Source organism: Mycolicibacterium neoaurum ATCC 25795, assembly GCF_000691525.1.
Classification (GTDB): Bacteria; Actinomycetota; Actinomycetes; order Mycobacteriales; family Mycobacteriaceae; genus Mycobacterium; species Mycobacterium neoaurum.
In genome coordinates, this window is sequence record NZ_JMDW01000008.1 from 78751 (window position 1) to 99665 (window position 20915).

The 20915-nt window shown below is 67.2% G+C and carries 21 protein-coding genes; 8 read left to right on the forward strand and 13 right to left on the reverse strand.

Annotation, left to right across the window (positions count from 1 at the left end):
- The first annotated feature begins 15 nt into the window (after nt 1–15).
- The 3 genes from IC40_RS0107775 (at nt 16) to IC40_RS0107785 (ending at nt 3053) form a co-directional block, all read left to right on the forward strand.
- A complete protein-coding gene (locus IC40_RS0107775; protein WP_030134177.1) occupies nt 16–1311 on the forward strand; it encodes an acyl-CoA dehydrogenase family protein in 1296 nt (431 codons plus the stop codon).
- Nucleotides 1311–2348 carry a zinc-dependent alcohol dehydrogenase gene (locus IC40_RS0107780; RefSeq protein WP_030134178.1) on the forward strand — a complete coding sequence of 346 codons (1038 nt, stop codon included), beginning with the start codon at nt 1311–1313 and terminating at the stop codon, nt 2346–2348. Before IC40_RS0107775 ends, IC40_RS0107780 begins: the two co-directional genes overlap by 1 nt.
- A 63-nt stretch (nt 2349–2411) precedes the next feature.
- A complete protein-coding gene (locus IC40_RS0107785; protein WP_030134179.1) occupies nt 2412–3053 on the forward strand; it encodes a class I SAM-dependent methyltransferase in 642 nt (213 codons plus the stop codon).
- Here IC40_RS0107785 and IC40_RS0107790 read toward each other — a convergent pair.
- Genes IC40_RS0107790 through IC40_RS0107820 form a run of 7 tightly spaced genes read right to left on the reverse strand, consistent with a single transcriptional unit; the run spans nt 3028 to nt 11378 of the window.
- Nucleotides 3028–3687, reverse strand: a complete 660-nt coding sequence (locus IC40_RS0107790; protein WP_030134180.1) for a hypothetical protein — start codon at nt 3685–3687, stop codon at nt 3028–3030. The two genes, IC40_RS0107785 and IC40_RS0107790, sit on opposite strands and share 26 nt — an antisense overlap.
- Nucleotides 3687–4454: an exodeoxyribonuclease III gene (locus IC40_RS0107795; protein WP_030134181.1), complete on the reverse strand. Its 768-nt coding sequence runs from the start codon at nt 4452–4454 to the stop codon at nt 3687–3689. The genes IC40_RS0107790 and IC40_RS0107795 overlap by 1 nt, the downstream gene beginning before the upstream one ends.
- Nucleotides 4454–7825, reverse strand: a complete 3372-nt coding sequence (locus IC40_RS0107800) for an ATP-binding protein (RefSeq protein WP_030134182.1) — start codon at nt 7823–7825, stop codon at nt 4454–4456. The genes IC40_RS0107795 and IC40_RS0107800 overlap by 1 nt, the downstream gene beginning before the upstream one ends.
- A complete protein-coding gene (locus IC40_RS0107805) occupies nt 7822–8493 on the reverse strand; it encodes a DUF4194 domain-containing protein (protein WP_030134183.1) in 672 nt (223 codons plus the stop codon). Before IC40_RS0107805 ends, IC40_RS0107800 begins: the two co-directional genes overlap by 4 nt.
- Nucleotides 8490–9902: a DUF3375 domain-containing protein gene (locus tag IC40_RS0107810; protein ID WP_030134184.1), complete on the reverse strand. Its 1413-nt coding sequence runs from the start codon at nt 9900–9902 to the stop codon at nt 8490–8492. The genes IC40_RS0107805 and IC40_RS0107810 overlap by 4 nt, the downstream gene beginning before the upstream one ends.
- The gene (locus tag IC40_RS0107815; RefSeq protein WP_030134185.1) at nt 9895–10782 is read right to left on the reverse strand and encodes an N-acetylglutamate synthase, CG3035 family; all 888 of its coding nucleotides are present in this window, start codon (nt 10780–10782) and stop codon (nt 9895–9897) included. The genes IC40_RS0107810 and IC40_RS0107815 overlap by 8 nt, the downstream gene beginning before the upstream one ends.
- A 2-nt stretch (nt 10783–10784) precedes the next feature.
- Nucleotides 10785–11378: a peptide deformylase gene (locus tag IC40_RS0107820; RefSeq protein WP_030134186.1), complete on the reverse strand. Its 594-nt coding sequence runs from the start codon at nt 11376–11378 to the stop codon at nt 10785–10787.
- A 127-nt stretch (nt 11379–11505) separates the two neighbouring features.
- On the opposite strand from IC40_RS0107820, the gene IC40_RS0107825 reads away from it, so the two are divergent.
- Genes IC40_RS0107825 through IC40_RS0107845 form a run of 5 tightly spaced genes read left to right on the forward strand, consistent with a single transcriptional unit; the run spans nt 11506 to nt 14740 of the window.
- A complete protein-coding gene (locus IC40_RS0107825; protein ID WP_019513723.1) occupies nt 11506–11814 on the forward strand; it encodes a nucleoid-associated protein NapA in 309 nt (102 codons plus the stop codon).
- Nucleotides 11815–11832: 18 nt separating this feature from the next.
- Entirely contained in the window at nt 11833–12300 is a 468-nt protein-coding gene (locus IC40_RS0107830) for a LytR C-terminal domain-containing protein (protein WP_030134187.1), read from the forward strand.
- 10 nt (nt 12301–12310) lie between these two features.
- Entirely contained in the window at nt 12311–12991 is a 681-nt protein-coding gene (gene sodC, locus IC40_RS0107835; RefSeq protein ID WP_030134188.1) for a superoxide dismutase[Cu-Zn], read from the forward strand.
- Nucleotides 12972–14102, forward strand: a complete 1131-nt coding sequence (locus IC40_RS0107840) for a glutamate--cysteine ligase (protein ID WP_030134189.1) — start codon at nt 12972–12974, stop codon at nt 14100–14102. Before sodC ends, IC40_RS0107840 begins: the two co-directional genes overlap by 20 nt.
- A 20-nt stretch (nt 14103–14122) precedes the next feature.
- Nucleotides 14123–14740, forward strand: coding sequence for an LON peptidase substrate-binding domain-containing protein (locus IC40_RS0107845; RefSeq protein WP_030134190.1), 618 nt, complete (start codon nt 14123–14125; stop codon nt 14738–14740).
- Here IC40_RS0107845 and mnhG read toward each other — a convergent pair whose 3' ends face one another.
- Genes mnhG through IC40_RS0107875 form a run of 6 tightly spaced genes read right to left on the reverse strand, consistent with a single transcriptional unit; the run spans nt 14741 to nt 20807 of the window.
- Complete coding sequence (gene mnhG / locus IC40_RS0107850) at nt 14741–15082, reverse strand: monovalent cation/H(+) antiporter subunit G (protein ID WP_019513729.1); 342 nt, start codon at nt 15080–15082, stop codon at nt 14741–14743.
- Nucleotides 15079–15360 carry a monovalent cation/H+ antiporter complex subunit F gene (locus IC40_RS0107855; RefSeq protein WP_030134191.1) on the reverse strand — a complete coding sequence of 94 codons (282 nt, stop codon included), beginning with the start codon at nt 15358–15360 and terminating at the stop codon, nt 15079–15081. The genes mnhG and IC40_RS0107855 overlap by 4 nt, the downstream gene beginning before the upstream one ends.
- Entirely contained in the window at nt 15360–15893 is a 534-nt protein-coding gene (locus tag IC40_RS0107860; RefSeq protein ID WP_030134192.1) for a Na+/H+ antiporter subunit E, read from the reverse strand. The genes IC40_RS0107855 and IC40_RS0107860 overlap by 1 nt, the downstream gene beginning before the upstream one ends.
- A complete protein-coding gene (locus tag IC40_RS0107865) occupies nt 15890–17479 on the reverse strand; it encodes a Na+/H+ antiporter subunit D (RefSeq protein ID WP_030134193.1) in 1590 nt (529 codons plus the stop codon). The genes IC40_RS0107860 and IC40_RS0107865 overlap by 4 nt, the downstream gene beginning before the upstream one ends.
- Nucleotides 17479–17943: a Na(+)/H(+) antiporter subunit C gene (locus IC40_RS0107870; RefSeq protein ID WP_030134194.1), complete on the reverse strand. Its 465-nt coding sequence runs from the start codon at nt 17941–17943 to the stop codon at nt 17479–17481. The genes IC40_RS0107865 and IC40_RS0107870 overlap by 1 nt, the downstream gene beginning before the upstream one ends.
- The gene (locus tag IC40_RS0107875) at nt 17940–20807 is read right to left on the reverse strand and encodes a Na+/H+ antiporter subunit A (RefSeq protein WP_030134195.1); all 2868 of its coding nucleotides are present in this window, start codon (nt 20805–20807) and stop codon (nt 17940–17942) included. Before IC40_RS0107875 ends, IC40_RS0107870 begins: the two co-directional genes overlap by 4 nt.
- Between the last annotated feature and the right edge of the window lie 108 nt (nt 20808–20915).

Sequence of the window (20915 nt, forward strand, 5' to 3'; positions counted from 1 at the left end):
ATTGGAGTGTAGCTGATGTGGGACTTCTCGACGGAGCCGGAGTTTCAGGCGAAACTCGACTGGGCGGATGCCTTCGTGCGCTCGGAGGTGGAGCCGCTGGACCATGTGCTCGGCGATCCGTATGACAAGAGCGACGCACGGGCGATGCGGTTGATCGCACCGTTGAAGGAAGAGGTTCGGGCTCAACGGCTCTGGGCCTGCCATCTGACCCCCGAACACGGCGGACAGGGCTACGGCCAGGTCAAGCTGGCGCTGCTCAACGAGATCCTGGGGCGCTCGCGCTGGGCGCCGTCGGTCTTCGGTTGCCAGGCGCCGGATTCGGGCAACGCCGAGATCCTGGCCAAGTACGGCACCGCCGAGCAGAAGGCCCGCTATCTGCAGCCCTTGCTCGATGGCGAGATCTCGTCCTGCTACTCGATGACCGAACCGCTGGCCGGCGCCGATCCGACCCTGTTCACCACCCGCGCGGTTCTCGACGGTGACCATTGGGTGATCAACGGCGAGAAGTGGTTCTCCTCCAACGCGCGGTACGCCAGCTTCCTGTTGGTGATGGCGGTGACCGATGACGGTCCCGACCGGCACCACACGATGTCGATGTTCATCGTGCCCGCCGATACCCCCGGGGTGGAAATCATCCGTGACGCCGGGGTCGGTACCGAGGACGCGGACCGTTCCAGCCACGCCTACCTGCGGTATCGCGATGTGCGGGTGCCCGCCGATCACCTGCTCGGCGCGCGGGGTGCCGCCTTCGAGATCGCCCAGACACGGTTGGGCGGCGGACGCATCCACCACGGCATGCGCACGATCGCGCAGGTCCGCAAGGCGTTCGATCTGATGTTGGAACGTGCCGCGTCACGCACCACTCGGCACGGTCGGCTGGCCGACCTGCAGGCCACCCAGGAGAAGATCGCCGACAGCTGGATCGACATCGAACAGTTCCGGCTACTGCTGCTACGGACCGCGTGGTTGATCGACAAGCACGACGACTACCGGGCCGTCCGCAAGGACATCGCCGCGGTGAAGGTCGCCATGCCGCGGGTTTTCCACGATGTGGTCCAACGGGCCATGCAGTTGCACGGCGCACTCGGGATCTCCAACGAGATGCCGTTCTCGGCCATGATGGTCGAAGCGCAGGTCATGGCGGTGGCCGACGGGCCGACCGAGGTACACAAGTGGACCCTGGCCAAGAGCTTGTTACGCGACGCGGTCCCGGGGGAGCCGAAGTTCGGCTCGGGTCACCTGCCGACCCTGCGCGATGCCGCACGCGAGCACCTCGCCGAGCGGCTCGAGGCGGCGGCGGCCGACCTGTGATGCGTGCGGCGGTGCTGGCCGGGGTGGGAGCCCCGCACCTTGTCGATATCGCGGTTCCCGAACCGGGGCCCGGTGAGGTGCGGGTGGCGGTGCGTGCCTGCGGGGTCTGCGGTTCGGACCTGCACCTGATCGACGGGGATATTCCGGTGCCCGAGATCCCGCTGATCCTCGGACACGAGGCGTCCGGCGTCATCGACAAGGTCGGTCCAGGGGTGTCCGCCCCGGTGGCAGCCGGGGACCGTGTGCTGGTCAATCCCATCGTGGTCTGCGGGACATGCCGGGCCTGCCGCGCGGGCCGGACCAACCAGTGCCCCGACAACATCGTGCTCGGGGTGGCGCGCGCCGGCGCGGCGGCCGACTACGTGGTGGTACCGGCGGGCAACGTCCACCGGATACCGGAGTCGATCGACTTCGCCACCGCGGCGATCATGGCCGATGCGGTGGCCGGGCCGTTCCATGCCATCCGGACCGCCGGGGTGCGCTCGGGTGACACGGTGGCGGTGTTCGGACTCGGCGGACTCGGCATCCACGCGGTCATGATCCTCAAGCAGGTGGTGGGTGCCCGGGTGGTCGGCGTCGATACCTACGACGCTGCGCTGCAGCGGGCGGCCGGGTTCGGGGTGGATATCGTCGTCGATGCCCGGGCGGGCCTGCCGAGTCGGCAGATTCACGCCGAAACCGGCGGTGTCGACGCCAGTTTCGAGTTCGTCGGCCGGGCCGACACGGTCGAGCAGGCAGTCCGCAGCCTACGGCCGGGCGGGCTGTGTTCGGTGATGGGAATCGGAACCGACAAGCTGGGCGGCAGCATGTCGGTCTCGACGTTCGTCGCCAACGAATGGACGCTGCGCGGATCCTACGGTTATGTCCCCGCCGACCTCGATGACCTGATCGAGCTGGTGGGCAGTGGCACGCTGCGCATCGCGGGGACCATCAGTCACCGCATGCCACTGCGCGACTACCAGGAGGGGCTGGCCACCCTGCGCGATCGCAGCCGTAACCCGATCCGGGTGGTGATCGATATCGACGACAAGCGCTGAAGCGCGGCCACCACCCCGGCTGGCGAACGTGGTGCGGCGCGATCCGCGCCTACACTCGGGCCGATGACCACCATCCAGCGCCGCGCCTTCAACGATGCGATCACCAAGTTCTGGAGCTTCGCCGCGCCGGCCTATGACACGGCCTGCCTGCAGCGGTTCGTCTACAAGCCCGCCCAGGACGAGGTCATCGAGCAGTTGCGGCAGCGTGGCGCTACCCAGATCGCCGATATCGCGTGCGGAACCGGAATCCTGGCCGACCGCATCCAGCGCGAACTGCGCCCCGACGAGGTCTACGGACTGGACATGTCCGACGGCATGCTGGCCCAGGCCCGCAAACGCTCCGACCGCATCCGCTGGAAGACCGCTCCCGCCGAGCAACTGCCCTTCGAGGACGAATTCCTCGACGCCGTCGTCACCACCTCGGCCTTCCACTTCTTCGACCAGCCCGCCGCACTGCGGGAGTTCCACCGGGTGCTGCGCGCCGGCGGCATGGTGGCCGTCACCACCATGAGCCCGCGGCAGTCCTTCCCGCCGCTGCACGCATTGTCGGCAGGACTCGGCGCACCTGCGCACGCGCCGACCCCGGAGGCGATGCGCGCCCTGTTCACCGATGCCGGATTCGAGATCGCCGATCAGCACCGCGTGCGGCGACCGGTGTGGACACCGATCTCGGATCTGATCACCGTGGGCGTGAAGCCTTCGTGAGCCACTTCTGGCCGGCCTTTGCCGCGCGGTGCAGGGCCCCGTACTCGCCGAGATAAGCGGCAACCGCACCCACCACCGGCAGCATCCCGACATAGCGGAACACCGCCCGCGGATGCGGCCGCTTACCCAACTCGCCACCGATGGCGTTGAGAATGCCCGCCAGATGCCACACCTTGGCCACCACATTGTCCGGCCACGGCTCGTCGGTGTCGGGCATCGGCGGGTCCGGGATCTCACGGCCGCACAGCACCGAGGCCAGCATGCGCACCGTGTCCCGCCGGTCGGTAACCCCGTACTCGCGGGCCACCGCGCACAGGATCAGCGTCTGCGAGGCGAACCCGAGCATGTCCTGGATCGGCAGCCGGCTGGCCAACGCCCCCAACGCTCCCGGCCATGCGACCGCGACGGTGTCCAGTGCGCCGACCCGCCAGATCCACCAGCCGATCCGCTCGTCGCGGTTCTTCTGCTGCCAAGCCTCGGTCCCTGGCAGCCCCAGGAACTCCAGATGCCGACGCACACCGAGCGGATCGAACCCGGCGAGCACATCGAGGATCAGATCCGACAGCGCCACCGCCCGCGCGAGCGCATCGGCGACATCGTTGTCGGAAAGCTCGACCTTCGGTAACAGCTCCATCACGTCAACTCCACGAGTACGGGCGCATGATCACTGGGTGCCTTGCCTTTTCGTTCGTCACGGACGATCTCGGCGTGCGTCACCCGCTGCGCGAATTCGGGTGAACCGAGAATGAAATCGATCCGCATGCCCTGACGCTTCGGGAAACGCAGCTGTGTGTAATCCCAGTAGGTGTACACGCCCGGGCCGGGGGCGAAGGGTCGCACCACGTCGGAGTAGCCGGCGTCCAGGATGGCCTGGAAGGCCGCGCGTTCGGGTGCGGACACATGGGTGGAACCCTCGAACACCGCCGGATCCCAGACATCCTCGTCGGTGGGTGCGATGTTCCAATCACCCACCAGCGCCACCGGTCCGGTCCACGACGTCGCGACATCGCGAAGGGCGGCAAGCCATTCCAACTTGTACGGATAATGCGGGTCGGCCAGCGTTCTGCCGTTGGGCACATACAGGCTCCACACCCGCACCCCGCCGCAGGTTGCTCCGATGGCGCGTGCCTCGGCTACGTCCTGCCAAGACGGTGCACCGTCGAACCCGATCTGGACATCCTCCAGACCCACGCGGGAGGCGATCGCCACCCCATTCCACTGGTTGAGCCCCACATGCGCGATCTCGTATCCCAGCGCGGCGAACGGCATCGTCGGGAACTGGGAGTCCTTGCATTTGGTCTCCTGCATGGCCAGCACGTCGACATCGGCGCGCGCCAGCCAATCGGTGACCCGGTCCACCCGCGTGCGGATCGAGTTGACGTTCCAGGTGGCGATGCGCATTAGACAGGCTCCGGGACCTTGAGTTCGCGCTTGAGCGCGGTGAAATCAGAGATGGTCTTGGTGGTCACGTGCGCGACCGGCCGGGCATTGCGACCGCTGGCCTCGGTCTTGGACACCATCACCACACCGTCGATATAGGGCTGGATGGTCGTGGCGTTCTGCACGGTGGCCACGATGACGAGCTGGAAACCGAACTTGCGGAACGCCTGCAGCGCCTGCTGGGCGAACTGAGGATCGGACTTGGAGAACGCCTCGTCGAGCATCAACTGGGCGAACACCGGCTTGTTGTCCCCGCTGTCGGGGTTGGCCAGGTTGAAGCTCAGTGCTCCGGCGAGGCAGAACGCCATCAGCTTCTCCTGCTCACCACCGGAGTTGTCGCCGGCGTTGCTGTGCGTGCGGATCAACTCCTCGGTGCGCATATCCCACTCCGCGCAGTCGAAGGTGAACCGGTTGCGCACGTCGAGCGCATCGCGGGTCCACACCCGGTCCTCGGGGGTGTTGCCCGCCAACCGGTTCCGCAACCGCAGGATGTCCGCGTACTGCTCCAGGATCGCCTTCTTGTCACCGAGGCCGACCTCGGCGATGCGCCGCGAGATGGCCTTGACGATGTCGGTCAGCTCGGTCACCGCGGTCAGACTGCGGGGCGTGGCCCGCAGTGTCAGCCGGGTACCCCGGTTGAACTCCACCGCACCCAGGCCGGTGTTCACCCGCTCGATCTGCTCGGCGATGCGGCGGGCCTCTTGCTCGGCGATCCGGTGCAACGTCAGGATCGCATCGGGGGCCTGCTCGGTGATCAGCCGCATCATCCGCTCGTAGGCATCGGGGAGTTCGCGCTCGTCGATGTGGCGGCACACCGCGACATAGTCGTGCACCCGCTCGTCGAGATCATCGGAATCATTGGGTATGGCATCGGGGAACGACGAGTCGTAGGTGGCGATGATGCGAGCCAGCTCATCGTGAGATCGCCTGCGGCTCTCAGTGAGTCGGTCCCTCTCCCGCCGGATCGCGTTGAACAGCGCCTCTCGGTAGGGCTCGGGGTTGAGCAGCTCCAGGCTCACCGGGATCTGCGCCGCGTAGCGGTTGAGCAACTCGGTGGCCTGCTCGGACACCGCCGCCGGATCGAGGCGGTCCTGTAGATCCAGCAGCCGGGTACGACGCGAATCGAGATCGTCACGGCGGGTCTGGATGGCGCCTCGCCGGGTCATCAGAACCTGAATATCGTTCCAGCACTCCTCGGCCCGCGCGCTCAGCGCCTCGACATCGGGATTGTCGGCGAGCAGCAACTCGTACTGTTCACGCAGCCGGTCGGCGTGCCCGTCCGCGGTCTCGGTGTCGATATGGCTCCACTGGGGGAACTGTTCACAGATGGCCTTGCAGGCCGCGGCCTGATCACGCCAGTGTTGCCTGCCCGCGGCGATCTCGTCGGCGGCCGTCCGCGCCGCGGCGAACACCTCTTCGGCCTCGGTCAGTTCGGCGGTCAGGGCGTCCAGCTTGGCGGTGATATCACCCTGGTAGATGTACTCCGAGGGTTTCAGCGGGCGGCGGTCGTCCTTGATGGCCAACCGGTCGGAGTCCTTGTACAGACCGGTATCGGTGACCGCGCGGCGGAACCTGGCGAACAGATCCGGGCTGTCCACGCAGATGTGATCACCGGCCGCGGCCAACACATCCAGCGCCTCGGCGGCACACGGGTGGCTCGGGTTCACCACGAACAGCTTGCCCGCCAACGTGTTCGGCTCGGGACGCCGATCGGGGGCATTGACCCGAACCTGGTGCAGCGCCAGCCTGCCCCGCATGTTGTTCTCGTTGACGAAGCGCAACACCTTGGCATAGTGCTGATCGGGAACCAGCAGGCGCAATCCGACCGAGCGCAGCACCTTCTCGACAGCGGCGCGCCAGCGGTTCTCCTCGGGCCGCAGGTCCATCAGTTCGGCGACATAGGGCAGCGCCGAGGGGTCGATACCCAATGTGGTGCAGATGTGTTCGCGCATGGCGACGGCGAACTCGGGAAGCGCCGACCCGACGTGTTCGACGCGTTTGAGTTCCTTGGCCGCGTGATCGCGGGCCATCCGGGCGGCCTTCTGGGCGTACTCGGCATCGGTGGAGGACTCCCGTCCGCGGTCGAGCTGGACAGCCAGACCGGCGGCCTGTTTGGACAGCTCCTCACGCAGATTCCAGAACTCGTCCGCGGTCTCGGGCACCTCGACACCGTGCGCGCGGACCATCTCCGCGTAGGCGGCGTACCGGCGGGTGACCTCCTCGGCCTGCGCCTCGGCGGCCGCGACCTGGGACTGCAGCGGACCGATGCTGGCGCTGGCCCCGCTGATCTGCGCGTTGAGGGCGTCGCCCTCGGCCTTGGCGAGATTGAGCTGACGGGTGATGTCGCCGTACTCGTTCTCCAACTGGTCGATGGTGCCGTCCAACGACTCGATCTGGGCCGGGCACTGCTGTAGGCGCTGGTGATCGGTGTGCGCGCGGACCATCGGCATGTCGACCAGATCGATGATGCCCAGGTCCGAGGATTCGGAGGCATAGCGCAGTTGGATCGCCTCGATATCACCGAGCACCTTGCGCTTGCGCTGGGCAACCGCCAGCAGCTCGCGCGCCTCGACCAGGGGGTCGATCTGCTTGAGTGCCTCGGGAAGTCGGCTCAGGCTGTCCGGTTCGTCGAGCATGAAATCGCGGACGAACTGTTCCAGGCCGCCGACGCTCTTGAGTGACTTGGCCTTGCCCAGCAGCTGCTGGGCCGCCTCAGAGGCCCGGATGCCGATGGCGGCGTAGAGCTGGGCCAGGTACTGCGATTCGACCTTGGTGGAGAACCGCCAACCGTACGATGCCCCGTCGCTTCGCTCGCCCCGGGAGTCGGTGAACACCTTGCTGTCGAAACGTCCCGCCGCCCACCGATTGCAGACACCCTCGATGTCCAGATCGCCGTCGCCGAGCACGAACCGGCTCGACGAATCCGAACGAGACTCTCCGGTAAGCCATTTGAGTACCAGGCCGGTGATGGTGCGCCCGGTGTTGGAGGTGTAGGTGACCGCGACGGCCGACCAGGTGGTGCCGTCACCGCGCAGATACATCACCTGGCTGGTGCCACCGTCGCTGCGCTGCCCCCACGCACCGCGGACGTACTTGTCCACGGTGCGCCGCCCGGCGCTGGAGCCCGCGGCGGTGTTATCGCCCGAGGCGTTGAAGTTACGCCGGTTGAACGGCAGGAATCCGAGTGAGATCGCATCCAGCAGAGAGGATTTACCGCTACCTGAGGATCCGGCGATCAACGAGCCGCCGGCGTTGATGGGGATGGAGTGGTAACCGTCGAAGACGCCCCAGTTGATCACCTGCAGGCGGGACAGATGGAACTGCTCGCTCATTCGGCACCGCCTTTCAACAATTGCTCGAACTGCTGCTGCAGCTCGGTGATCACCGAGGCCGTCATGATCGCGGTGATGACGGGGCTGACGGTGTAGGAATCCTCGTCATCGCGGGTGCGGCGCAGGATGTCCAGTCCGGCCAGCCGGGCGATCGCGGCATCGATGCGCGCGGTGAACGTGACGGTGTCGCGGTCGGTGTCATTGAGTACCCCGGCGAACAGGCCGTGCACCTCGTCACGGGTGATCAGAAAGCTGACATCGCCGCCGGCGCGCATCATCTGCGCCAGGTGCAGCGCCAGGATGGAGTCGTAGGTGCCCAGCGGCTCGCGGCGCAGAAGCTTTGCGCCCCTTGTCGGTTCATAGCGAGCCTGTTCGATGTAGGCGATGTCGACCTGCGCAGAGATCTGCAGTTGCAGATCCAGTTCGGAGAGCCGGACGGCCAGATCGTTGCGGTACTCCAGGATCCAGCTGTAGATGTCCGGATCGGCCTCGCCGCTGACGTAGCGCCGGGTCAGCAGATGCTGCAGCGCCCAGCAGGCGCGATCGGGCAACGCGCTGACATCACCGTCGAACCGTGGCTTGCGTGTGCCGGTACTGCGGCCGGAGCGGTCGACCTCGGGCAGGGAGGCGAAATCGACTTCTGGAGTGGAGGTCGTGGCGTCGGTCATGAAGCAACCTCGGTGACGGGTTCGGTGAACATCAGGTGCGGGACCTCCATCTCGCGGTCATGCCCGTCCAGCGAGTGGAAGCGCACGGTCACCGACTCGGTGACCGCGGGGGCCGGTTGTTTGAGCGCCCAGGACCACAGCACGATGACATGACCGAGGTAGGGCGCGTCGAGCATCGCGCACGCGTCCGGAAGGGACACCGGCAGAGCGGAATTGAGCATTTTGGTCAGTGCGGGTGCGTCCACCTGGGTGGTGAGCGAGGAGAACGTGGTCAGGTCGACTTCGCCCTGGGCGATCTCGGCCGGCTTCGGCGAGGACAGGTCGTTGATACGGAAGCTCAGCGCGCCGATCGAACTGATCGCATGCCGGGCCAGCGGCACCTCGATGTCCAGGCGGGAGTCGGTCAGCGACTCCTTGAGCAGCGTGCGCGCGGCACCGATGGCCTCGTTGAGCTGGCGGGCCACGCCACGGCTCTGCTCAAGGGTGCCGAAGGCGGTGAACCGCTTGACCCGCTGAGCGCAGCGCTGCTGGATGCGTTCCACCTCGTCGATCTGGTGGCCGACGAGTTCGAAGAAGTTGGCCATCACCTTGCGCAGGGCCGGGTCGAGCTCGGGCAGTTGCGATGCCACGGTGGCGATATCGGCCTCGAACTCGGCGCGCTGCTGCGGATCGTTGATCATGTGCAGGAACGCGCGGTGCGAGTCGCGGCCCGCGGAATCCCAGGCGGCTTGATAGTCGGCGTACATCTGACGCTGCCGGTCGCGGTATTCGAGGTTGGTGTCGATCGGGTCGTCGAGCGCGGCGGTGGCCTGCTCGATCATGTTGCCGTACAGGCCGATATCGGTGATCAGCCGTTCCATCTGCATGGCAATCGCGCGGGCCTCGTCGTACATGGCGACGGTATCGGGCTCCGGGCGGGTTCCCGCGTCGAGTTCGTCGAGCTCGGCGTGCAGGGCGGCGATCTCGGCCTCGATACCGGCCCGGATCCGATCGGGATCATCGCCGGCGCGGGTGGCGACCTGCTTGAGCCGGGCGGCGATCCCGTGGATGGACCCACCGGTGGCGATGGTGTCGTTGCGGCGCACGCCGCGCACGAAGTCCAGCGCCCGGCGGGCATCCTGGGTCAGATAACAGACGTTGCGCTCGACACCCGCGTGTTGGCTGGCGACCCGGTGCAGCCAGCCCTGGCTGGCCCACGACTTGATCAGGGCGAGGCCGGACTGTTCGCCCACCTCGTGCAAGGTCTCCAGATCGCGCTCGAGGCGGACGACAAGCTCGGTTTCGCCGACCAGTCCGTCGAAGAGATGGCGTTCCATCAGCGTGGCGTAGACCGCGAGATTCGACGTGGCCAGCAGGCGCAGCGCGCGGGACGCCTGCACCTCGCGATTGGCATCGAGTAACTCACGCATGGAGCACGAGGCTATCTGCGCGCACGTAGCGATGCCGGTGGTGGAGTGCGAACCCCAGCGACTCATACAGTGCCTGGGCGGGCGCGTTGTCCCCGAGCACCTGCACATATGCCCGGGTCGCACCCTGTTCGGCGCCCCAGGTCGACAGGGCGGCGAAGACCCCGCGGGCCAAGCCCTGCCTGCGGGCGGACTCGGCGACACGCACGCACGACACGCCGAGCCAGCGGGTGCCGTCCGGTGCGGTGGTCACCGCGCCCCGCCCGACAGCCTCACCGACGGTCGCGAAGACCACCGTTCCGTCGACCACGGCGGTGAGGATGTCCGGCGGTACGTCACGTTCGTAGACCCGCAGCCACTCCTCGTCGGGAGCCGCTGCCAACGCGACGCCGGGCGGGAGCGGCGCGGGGAACAGATCGCGGACGAGCACGCGGGTCTGCTTCACACCCGGGGACTTGATCGGCAGCAGCCGTTCGGGCAGCGTCAGCCACGGGGGCAGGCCGCGCCCGGCATACCAGGAGACGATCTGCGACAACGCCTCCGTCGACGACGAGAACAGCAGTGGGACAGCCGAGTTGGCCCGGCTGGTGTGACCGGATCCGGCCCGCAACAGCCAGCCGTCCTGCCAATGCTGCTCGGTGCCGGGCCAGGCCAGCGCCGCGGCGTGCTCCAGGGCGCGGATCTCGGAGTTGCGCACCGGGCGGTGGGACAGCTCGCGCACCGACACCACGTCGGCGGGATCGATCTCGACGTCGTCACCGGATTTCGGCCGGACGATCACGGTGGGGGTGAGTGCCTCCAGATGGCCGACCACATCGGTCAGGCCCTCGGAGGTCCGGTAGCGCAGGGAGACCCTACTGCCGCGGGATGCCGCGAAAGGCACGGCTAGTGGCCGAAGGGGTCGGGATCCTCGCCGGGCAACCAGCTCAACCCCGGAACCCCCCACTTGTTGGACTTCACCATCCGCTTCGCCGCCCGGGCATGCCTGCCGATCAGCCGGTCCAGATAGGTGAACCCGTCCAGGTGTCCCGTCTCGTGCTGGAGCATCCTGGCGAACAGCCCGGTTCCCTCCAGGGTGATCTCGGTGCCGTCGGCGTCCAGACCGGTGACCCGCGACCAGGACGCCCGCCCGGTGGGGAAGGACTCGCCAGGCACCGACAGGCAACCCTCGTCGTCATCGTCGGGATCGGGCATCGTCTCGGGGACCTCGGAGGTCTCCAGCACCGGGTTGATCACGACGCCGCGCCGGCGGGTGGTCTTACCGCGATCATCGGCACAGTCATAGACGAACACCCGTTCGGTGCGCCCGATCTGGTTGGCCGCCAGGCCAACCCCGTTGGCGGCGTCCATCGTGTCGAACATGTCGGCGATGAGCGCCGCCAGGTCGGCGGGTAAGGTCCCGTCGGCGCCAACGGGCACCGGCGTGGTCGGAGTGTGCAGGACGGGATCTCCCACGATGCGGATCGGTACGACAGCCACGATTGGCAAGCTTAAGTCAGCCGACTCGCGGGTAACGATCACGCCTCAATCTCCGGCGCCGTGATTGAATGAGCGCCGAACAACACCATTGTCATTTGCGAGTGATCGGAAGGGTCCAAACAGCGATATGGATGGCGCCATCGCGCGGACCGGCCAATCCGGGGACGACTCCGAACCTGCGGACGGGCTGACCCGCCGCGAACACGACATTCTGGCGTTCGAACGCCAGTGGTGGAAGTACGCAGGGTCCAAAGAAGACGCCATCAAGGAGCTCTTCTCGATGTCGGCGACCCGGTACTACCAGGTACTCAACGCGCTCGTCGATCGGCCCGAGGCATTGGCCGCCGACCCGATGCTGGTCAAGCGGCTGCGCCGGGTGCGCGCGAGCCGGCAGAAGGCCAAGGCCGCCCGGCGGCTCGGTTTCGACATCACGTGAGCCGTTAGGCTGGCCCCGATGAACCAGCGAGACTCTTCCGGGCTGCCCCTGCGCGCCATGGTGATGGTGCTGCTTTTCCTGGGTGTCGCGTTTCTGCTGATCGCATTCCAGTACATGGGATCCGATGACGACGACGCCTCGGATGAATCGGTCGCCATCAGCGCCACGACGACCAGCAGTCCCACCTCCAGTGCCGAACCGACGCCCGCGGCCCGCGATGCCGAGGTGCGCGTCTTCAACACCTCCGAGGTCGCCGGCGCCGCCGAGGGAGCAGCCGACCGGCTGCGCAGGGACGGCTGGAACGTGACCGAGACCGGCAACCTCGTGCTGGAGGGTCTACCTGCGACGACGGTGTTCTTCGGCAGCGAGCCGGGGGAGAAGGAAGCCGCCGAGGAGGTCGGCCGTCTGCTGCAGGCCCCCGTCGAACCGCGGCGCCCCGAACTGACTGAACAACCGCCGGGCGTCATCGTGGCGGTCACCGGCTAGGCTCTCGGACATGCCGATCTCAGCTCCGATCCGTCTTCTTGCCGCCGCCGCTCTGACCGTGCCGATTGCCGCCGCCTGCGCACCGTACGAGCCGGAGGCCACCTCGCCGGGAACCACACCGCCGGTGTGGACCGGATCGCCGTCGCCGAGTGCGCCGGCGGCCGGCGGACACGGTGAGGGTGAGGCGCACGGATCGGCGGCCGGCGCCGAGACGCTGACCGCGGAGCTGAAGACCGCCGACGGCACCGACGTCGCCAAGGCCACCATCGACTTCGCCGGTGGATTCGCCACCGTGACCGTCGAGACCACCACGGCCGGTGAGCTGACCCCCGGCTTCCACGGTCTGCACATCCATCAGGTCGGCTCCTGTGAGGGCGATTTCACCAGCGCCGGTGGGCACTTCCAGGCCGAAGGCCACTCCGGGCATCCCTCCAGCGGCGATCTGAGCTCGCTGCAGGTGCGCAGCGACGGTTCGGCCAAGCTGGTCACCACCACCGACGCCTTCACCGCCGAGGAACTGCTGGCCGGTACCAAGACCGCGATCGTGATCCACGAGAAGGCCGACAATTTCGGCAACATCCCGCCCGAGAAGTACCAGCAGATCAATGGAACTCCCGGCCCCGACCAGCAGACGCTGGCCACCGGTGACGCGGGCGGTCGAGTGGCCTGCGGTGTCTTCTCCGCGGAGTAAGAACCGCATCGACTTCGCCGGGTCACCCCGGCCGACCGTCGGTGTCGAATGGGAGTTCGCGCTCGTCGATCCGGTGACCCGTGACCTGTCCAACGAGGCAGCCGCGGTGATCGCCGAGATCGGCGAGACCCCGCACGTGCACAAGGAGTTGCTGCGCAACACCGTCGAGGTCGTCACCGGCATCTGCGAGACCGTCCCTGAGGCGATGACCGATCTGCACGACACCCTGGTCCCGGTGCGGCGTATCGCCCGCCAGCGCGGGATGGAGTTGTTCTGCGCCGGAACGCACCCGTTCGCCGAGTGGGAGATGCAGCAGCTCACCGAGGGACCGCGATACGCCGAGTTGATCAAGCGCACCCAGTGGTGGGGCCGACAGATGCTCATCTGGGGCGTGCATGTGCACGTCGGGATCTCCTCCGGGCACAAGGTGATGCCCATCATCACTTCACTGCTCAACCACTACCCGCACCTGCTGGCGTTGTCGGCCTCCTCGCCCTTCTGGGACGGTGAGGACACCGGGTATGCGAGCAACCGGGCGATGATGTTCCAGCAGTTGCCGACCGCGGGTCTGCCGTTCCACTTCCAGAAGTGGTCGCACTTCGAACGGTTCGTCCACGACCAGAAGAAGACCGGCATCATCGATCACATGAACGAGATCCGTTGGGACATTCGGCCGTCCCCGCATCTCGGCACCATCGAGGTGCGGATCTTCGATGGGGTGTCCAACCTGGCCGAACTCGGTGCACTGGTGGCACTGACGCACTGCCTGATCGTGGACCTGGACCGCCGGCTGGATGCCGGTGACCAGCTGCCCACCATGCCGCCCTGGCATGTGCAGGAGAACAAGTGGCGCGCAGCGCGTTACGGGCTTGATGCGGTGATCATCCTGGACGCCGACAGCAACGAGCGGCTGGTCACCGAGGATCTCGACGACCTGCTGAACCGACTGGAGCCGGTGGCCGACTCGCTGGGCTGTGCCGACGATCTGCGGCGCGTCGAGCGGATCTACCGCGACGGCGCCTCATATCAGCGCCAGCGCCGGGTGGCCGAGGAGCACGACGGTGACCTGCGCGCCGTGGTCGATTCATTGATCGGTGAGTTGGAACTGTGAACAGCCCGCCGCCGACAGCCATGTTCCCGCTGGAGGCGGCGATGCTTCCCGGCGAGGAACTGCCGTTGCGGATCTTCGAACCGCGGTATTCGGCAATGATTTCGGACTGCCTGGCCGGGACCGGTGAGTTCGGGGTGGTGCTCATCCAGGCCGGCCGTGAAGTCGGCGGCGGCGACGTGCGCAGTGACGTCGGTGCGCTGGCGCGCATCGTCGAGCACACCGACCTGGGCGGCGGGAAGTACCGCCTGCGCGCTGTTCTCGGGGAGCGCATCCGGGTCACCCAGTGGCTCGATGATGACCCGTATCCCCGTGCGCGCACCGAGACATGGCCCGACGAGGACGGCCCGACGGTCACCGGTGGAGACATCTCCGATGTCGAAGACACCGTGATGGCGCTTTTCGAGAGAATCGCCGCCGCCCGGGATGCGGTGCTGCCGCCGCGTGAGGTACTGCTCGGTGGCCCGGAGCCCGGACAGAGACCAGGAGATCGGTTGTACGCGTTGCCCGCCCGGATACCGATCGGTCAGGCCGACCGGTACGCCGTGCTGGCCGCCCCGCACGCCTCTGCGCGGCTGGCGGCGCTGCGCGAAGCCGTCGAGACGGTGGCGGCACTGGTGGAGTTCCAGCTGTCGGAGTGACTACTCAGGGTCGGGCAACGGGTTGTGCTTCAACTCGTCGGCAACCAGGCTCTCCTGCACATTCTGTTCGCGGTAGGCGAGCTGGCCGACCCGATTGGCGACCACGGGCGCGGTGAAGAGGGTGAACAGCCCCGCCAGGATGATCATGCCGACATCGGGATGTCCCCGCAGCTGCACCGCCGCACCGGCCAGCACCAGCAGTAGACCGAGCACCTGTGGCTTGCTCGCGGCGTGCATGCGGGTCAACGTGTCCGGGAAGCGCACCACCCCGATTGCGGCGGTCAACGCCAGCCCAGACCCGCTGAGGATGAGAACCGCGGTGATGACATCGGCGATGGTCATAAAGCCCTCCGCTCGTCCGGATCGCGGTCGGGCACGCGGAAACGGGCCACACTCACCGAACCGACAAAACTGATCAGTGCCAACGCCGTCAGACTGTAGGTGACGGTGCTGTCCAGACTGAACGCCGCCCAAGTGCCGATGCCGCACATCGACACCGCCACAAAGGCATCCAACGCCACCAGCCGGTCCAGGGTGGTGGGCCCGGCGAGCAACCGGTAGACGGTGATCGCTGCGGCGGCCGAGAGCATGACCGCCGCAGCGATCCATACGATGTGCATCAGCCGTCCTCCTTCGACGCGGAAGGTTGCCAGTCCGTGTCCCGTTCGAATGCCGCCACCATGAGTCGCTGCAGGGTCTCGGCCTGCCGGTAGAAGGCCGAGACCGCCTTCTCCGACCCGACATCCAGGACGTGCAGGTACACCAGTCGACGCTTCTGGTCGATCTCCAGGACCACCGAACCAGGGATCAGGGTGAGGATGCCCGCCGCGAGAGCAAGCACCAGATCGGACTTGACGGCAAGGTGGACGCGCAACACCGCGGTCGCCGGAGGTGGTCCCGGTCGGATGGCCAGCCAGGCCACCTGGAACGAGGACACCACCAATTTGACGATGACATAGAGGATCAGGCGCACCAAGGACAGTGGCCGGACCCGGCCCTCGACGGGCACCCGCGGCAGCGGCAGCAGCAGGGTGATCACCAGGGCGACCGTCAAGCCACCCAGGATGTTCGCGGCGGAGAAGGTGCCCCACAGCAGCACCCACACCAGCGTCAGCCAGCACAGCGTCCAGATACGTAAGGTGATCTTCCTCATTGCAACACCGCCGAGATGTATTGCTCGCGATCGAGTATCTGTTCACCGGCTCGCTCGCTGTAGGCGTAGATGGGTCCGGCGAACACCGTGAGCGCGAGCCCCACCGCGATCAATGCCCCGGTGGGCAACAGCATTCCCAGCGGCATCTTGCCGACATCGTTGCGGTCGGCGAAGGCGATATCGTCGTCGTCGTCGATCAACGCCGCGGGCACCGTGTTGGACAGGTCGCCCTCGGGGGCGTCGGCGCGGGCCCGCCAGAACGCCTTGGTCCACACCCGTGTCACCGCGTAGAGCGTCAGCAGGCTGGTGGCCACACTGCCGCCGACCAGGACCCAGGCCAGCGTCGTGCCGGACTGGGCGCCGGCCTCCAGCAGGGCCACCTTCCCGATGAACCCGGAAAACGGCGGAATACCACCCAGATTCAGGGCCGGGACCACGAAGATGAACGCCAGTAGGGGACTGGCCGCCGCCAATCCGCCGAGGCGCTGCAGCGTCGACGCGCCGGCCTGGCGTTCGATCAGGCCGACCACCAGGAACAGGGTGGTCTGCACGACGATGTGGTGCGCGACGTAATAGACGGCGCCCGACATGCCGAGGGCGTTACCGAGCGCGACGCCGAAGATCATGTACCCGATGTGGCTGACCAGGGTGAACGACAACAACCGCTTGATGTCGTTCTGCGCGATCGCACCGAGGATGCCGACCACCATGGTCAGCAGCGCCGCGACGAGCAGGACATCGTCGAGGCCGCCGTCGGGGAACAGCAGGGAATGCGCCCGGATGATGGCGTAGACACCGACCTTGGTGAGCAGGCCCGCGAACACCGCGGTGACCGGCGCGGGTGCGGTCGGATAGGAGTCGGGCAACCAGGCCGACAGCGGGAAGACCGCCGCCTTGATGCCGAACGCGACCAACAGCACGGCGAACAACGCCGTGCGGGTGCCGGCGGGCACATCGGTCAGCCGGACCGCGACCTCGGCCATGTTCAGGGTGCCGGTCGCTGCGTACACCAACGCGATGCCGGTCAGGAAGATCAGCGACGACACCATCGACACCATCACGTAGGCGATACCGGCGCGCACGCGTTCGGCACTGCCGCCGATGGTCAGCAGCACGAAGCTGGCGGCCAGCAACACCTCGAAACCGACGAACAGGTTGAACAGGTCACCGGCGAGGAAGGCCGTGCACACACCCGCCGAGAGGATCAGGTAGGTGGGCTGGAAGATCGAAACCGGTTGACGTTCATCGCCGTCGCTGATGCCCTGTCCGATGGCGTAGAACACGACCGCCAGCAGCACGATCGAGGACACCACGAGCATCAGCACCGAGAGACGGTCGGCCACCAGCGTGATGCCCAACGGGCCCATGCCCGGTTCGCTCTGGCCCCACCCGCCGACCTGTACGGCGACGGTGCCGTCACGGTCGACGAGGTAGAGCAGCAGGGCGCACACCGCCACGACGGCCGAGAGCGCGGTCAGCGAAATCAGTTGCTGGATACGGGGACTGCGGCCGGCGACCATGGCGATGGCCGCGGCGATGGTGGGAATCAGCACCGGCAGGGGAGTGAGGATCTGCGCGAGGGCCATCAGCGGGACCCCTCCGCACCCGGCAGGGCGTCCAGTTCGTCGGGGGCGTCGGTGTCCCGCGAGGGCACCACATCCGGGATGTCGCGGTCCACGACATCTTCGTCGGCGCGCTCGGCGACCCTGGTGTCCTCGGGATCGTTGCTGACCTCTTCGACGGTGGTGAGCTGATACGAGCGGTAGGCGAGAGCCAACACGAAGGCCGCGACACCCATGGCGATGACGATTGCCGTCAGGATCATGCCCTGGGCCAGCGGATCGGCATCGGTCTGGGCGCCGTTGCTGGTGCGCCCGTACACCGGCGGATTGCCCGACGGACCACCGACATTGAGGATCAGCAGGTTGACGGCGTTGCCGATCAGCAGCAGCCCCAACAACATCCGGGTCAGCGTGCGTTCCAGCAGCAGGTAGACACCGGTGCTGGTGAGCCCGCCGATCAGGATCAGAGGAACGACGTAGGTGGTCATTTCTGCACCCTTTCCGCATCGACCCGGGCGCCGAGGCTGCGCAGGATGTCCAGAACCAGACCCACCACGATCAGGTAGACGCCGATGTCGAAGAACAACGCGGTGACGAGCTTGATGTCACCGAGCACCGGAATCTCCAGATACAACACCGCCGAGGAGAGCACCGGGGCGCCGAGCGCCAGTGAAGTGATCGCCGTGCCCGCCGACATCAGCAGCCCGGCGCCGAGGATCTTGCCGGCATCCAGCGGCAGGGTCTCGCCGAGTTCGTATCGGCCACCGGCCAGATAGCGCAGTACCAGCGCCAGCCCGGCGGTCAGGCCGCCGGCGAAACCACCGCCGGGAGTGTTGTGCCCGGCGAAGAACAGATACACCGAGAGCACCATGATCAACGGGAAGATGATCCGGGTGGCGACCTCCAGTACCAGCGACCGATGTCGCGGGTCGCGCAACTCGCTACCGCGCAGCCAGGTGACATCGCCGGCGGCCGGACTGTAGGCGGTCACCAAGCCGATATCCGGCTGGCCCGCGACGCTGGGTTTGGCCTGCGATACCCGCGGGGCCGCACCGAAGCGCCGGTTGCGGAACACCATCGACGCCACCCCGGTCGCCGCGACGACCAGCACCGAGATCTCGCCCATGGTGTCCCAGGCGCGGATGTCGACCAGCAACACGTTGACCGTGTTGGCGCCGTGCCCGCGGTAGTAGGCGGCGTCGGGTAGCAGCGCCGCGATCGGCCTCGTGTCACGGGCGGCCATGGCGAACACCGCCAGCGTCGTCACCGCCGCGCCGACCGCCGCCGACAACACCGCCCGCGGGGCGCGGCTGCGGGTGACGTTGGACCGATCGGCCTCCGCGGGCAGGGTGCGCAGCACCAGCACGAAGATCACCAACAGCAGCGTCTCGACCAGGAATTGCGTCAGCGCCAGATCGGGTGCGCCGTGCAGGGCGAAGATGGCACCGCAGCCGTAACCGGTGACGCCGACCAGCAGCACCGCGGCCAACCGGTTGCGCATCACCGTCGCACCCAGGGCGGCCGCCAGGATGACCGCGCCGATCACCACCTGCAACGGCGAGTCCCACAAGGCCATCTCGGGTCGGTTGCGGGCGCCCAGGCCAAGCATGACCAGCGGCAACACCACAAGGGTGCACAGGATGACCGACTGGGTGGCGGGCAACGAACCGCGCTGGGTCTGCGCGGTCACCCGCACCGCGAGCAGGTCGAGCCCGCGCATCACCTCGTCGTAGATGCGGTCGGCGTTGCCCAGCGGGGTGAACCCGGTGCGCGCGCGAGGCAGGCGCTGTCGGCCGAAGAACACCACCGCACCTGTGACCAGGATGAACACCGACAGCAACAGCGGAATCCCGAACCCATGCCACAGCGCAAGGTAGTAGTCCGAACCGCCGGGGATGGTCTCGGCGTAATCGTCGAGCACCGCGTCGATGCCCGAGGGCCACAACCCGAACACCAGGCCGGCGGCGGCGAGGATCGCCGGCGGCAGCAGGAACGTCAGCGGAGGCCGGTGCATCTCGGCAACGCGGACGCTGGGCTCCGCGGCACCCTTGTCGGCGAACGCGCCCCACAGGAAGCGCAGGGTGTACATGGTGGTGAAGACCGAACCGAACACGATGCCCGCGAGCACGAAGGGAGCGGCGCCGCCGAGGACCTCGCTGTGCAGCACGGTCTCGAGGTCGGCCTCTTTGGCGATGAAACCGAAGAACGGAGGCAGCGCGGCCATGCTCGCGCTGGCACCGGCCGCGATGATCAGCAAGGGGCGATGTGCCCGGCCCAGCCCCGAGAGCTTGCGGATATCGCGGGTTCCGGTCGCATGATCGATGATGCCGACCACCATGAACAGCGCCGCCTTGAACATCGCGTGCGCGCACAGCATGGCCAGCCCGGCCAGCATCATGTCGGGACCGCCGGTGCCGACCATGATGGTGATCAGACCGAGCTGGCTGACGGTGCCGAAGGCCAGGATGAGCTTGAGGTCGTACTCGCGGATGGCGCGCCAGCCGGCCAACAGCATGGTCAGCAGTCCCAGCCCGACCACCATGGGTCGCCAGAAGGCGGTGTCGGCGAAACCGGGGGTGAGCCGGGCAACCAGATAGACACCGGCCTTGACCATGGCCGCCGCGTGCAGGTAGGCGCTCACCGGTGTCGGCGCCGCCATGGCGCCGGGCAACCAGAAGTGCAACGGCACGATCGCCGATTTCGACAGTGCGCCGACGAGGATGAGTGCGATGCCGACGCTGGCGGCGAGGCCCGTCGGCGGGGCGGCGATCAGCTCGGAGAGCAGGTAGGTCCCCGACATCTCGCCGAGAACGACGATGCCGACCAGCATGGCCAGGCCACCGAACGTCGTGACCAGCAGCGCCTGGGTGGCGGCACGACGGCTGGTGGCGCGTTCGGCGTAGTGCCCGACCAACAGGAAGGACAGCACCGTCGTGGTTTCCCAGAAGATGTAGAGCAGCAGCATGTTGTCGCTGACCACCAGACCGAACATCGCGCCGGAGAAGGCGACGAGCTCGGCGGCGAAACTTGGCAGCCGCTTCTCGATGCGGCCCCCGTGATGATGGAAGTACTCCGCGCAGTAGAAGAGCACCAGCGCGCCGATGCCGAGTACCAGCACGCTCATGATCGCGGCAAGCGAGTCGAACCGCAGCGTGATGTCCATCGACAGCATCGGAAGCCACGGGATGTGCACGGTCGGCACGTGCTCATCGGTGGGCCAGTTCAGGCCGACCCAGAGGAGTGAGAACAGCGGGACCAAGGCCAGCGGATAGAACGCGAGGCGTCCCCAGCGGGCCACCAGAAGGGGCGCCACCGCGGTGGCGATGACGTGGGCGAGCAAAACGACGAGCATGGCACTCCGATCGGGTTGGGTCGGGGTGTCAGTGACCGATGAGCACCCGAAGAGGGCGCAGCGGCGAGTATGACCGTTGGTACGAACTCATTCTACGTGCACGGTTTT

Coding starts and splice junctions, on each gene's coding strand:
- IC40_RS0107775 (WP_030134177.1), top strand. CDS start 16: ATGTGGGACTTCTCGACGGAGCCGGAGTTTCAGGCGAAACTCGACTGG.
- IC40_RS0107780 (WP_030134178.1), top strand. CDS start 1,311: ATGCGTGCGGCGGTGCTGGCCGGGGTGGGAGCCCCGCACCTTGTCGAT.
- IC40_RS0107785 (WP_030134179.1), top strand. CDS start 2,412: ATGACCACCATCCAGCGCCGCGCCTTCAACGATGCGATCACCAAGTTC.
- IC40_RS0107790 (WP_030134180.1), bottom strand. CDS start 3,687: ATGGAGCTGTTACCGAAGGTCGAGCTTTCCGACAACGATGTCGCCGAT.
- IC40_RS0107795 (WP_030134181.1), bottom strand. CDS start 4,454: ATGCGCATCGCCACCTGGAACGTCAACTCGATCCGCACGCGGGTGGAC.
- IC40_RS0107800 (WP_030134182.1), bottom strand. CDS start 7,825: ATGAGCGAGCAGTTCCATCTGTCCCGCCTGCAGGTGATCAACTGGGGC.
- IC40_RS0107805 (WP_030134183.1), bottom strand. CDS start 8,493: ATGACCGACGCCACGACCTCCACTCCAGAAGTCGATTTCGCCTCCCTG.
- IC40_RS0107810 (WP_030134184.1), bottom strand. CDS start 9,902: ATGCGTGAGTTACTCGATGCCAATCGCGAGGTGCAGGCGTCCCGCGCG.
- IC40_RS0107825 (WP_019513723.1), top strand. CDS start 11,506: ATGGATGGCGCCATCGCGCGGACCGGCCAATCCGGGGACGACTCCGAA.
- IC40_RS0107830 (WP_030134187.1), top strand. CDS start 11,833: ATGAACCAGCGAGACTCTTCCGGGCTGCCCCTGCGCGCCATGGTGATG.
- sodC (WP_030134188.1), top strand. CDS start 12,311: ATGCCGATCTCAGCTCCGATCCGTCTTCTTGCCGCCGCCGCTCTGACC.
- IC40_RS0107845 (WP_030134190.1), top strand. CDS start 14,123: ATGTTCCCGCTGGAGGCGGCGATGCTTCCCGGCGAGGAACTGCCGTTG.
- mnhG (WP_019513729.1), bottom strand. CDS start 15,082: ATGACCATCGCCGATGTCATCACCGCGGTTCTCATCCTCAGCGGGTCT.
- IC40_RS0107855 (WP_030134191.1), bottom strand. CDS start 15,360: ATGCACATCGTATGGATCGCTGCGGCGGTCATGCTCTCGGCCGCCGCA.
- IC40_RS0107860 (WP_030134192.1), bottom strand. CDS start 15,893: ATGAGGAAGATCACCTTACGTATCTGGACGCTGTGCTGGCTGACGCTG.
- IC40_RS0107865 (WP_030134193.1), bottom strand. CDS start 17,479: ATGGCCCTCGCGCAGATCCTCACTCCCCTGCCGGTGCTGATTCCCACC.
- IC40_RS0107870 (WP_030134194.1), bottom strand. CDS start 17,943: ATGACCACCTACGTCGTTCCTCTGATCCTGATCGGCGGGCTCACCAGC.
- IC40_RS0107875 (WP_030134195.1), bottom strand. CDS start 20,807: ATGCTCGTCGTTTTGCTCGCCCACGTCATCGCCACCGCGGTGGCGCCC.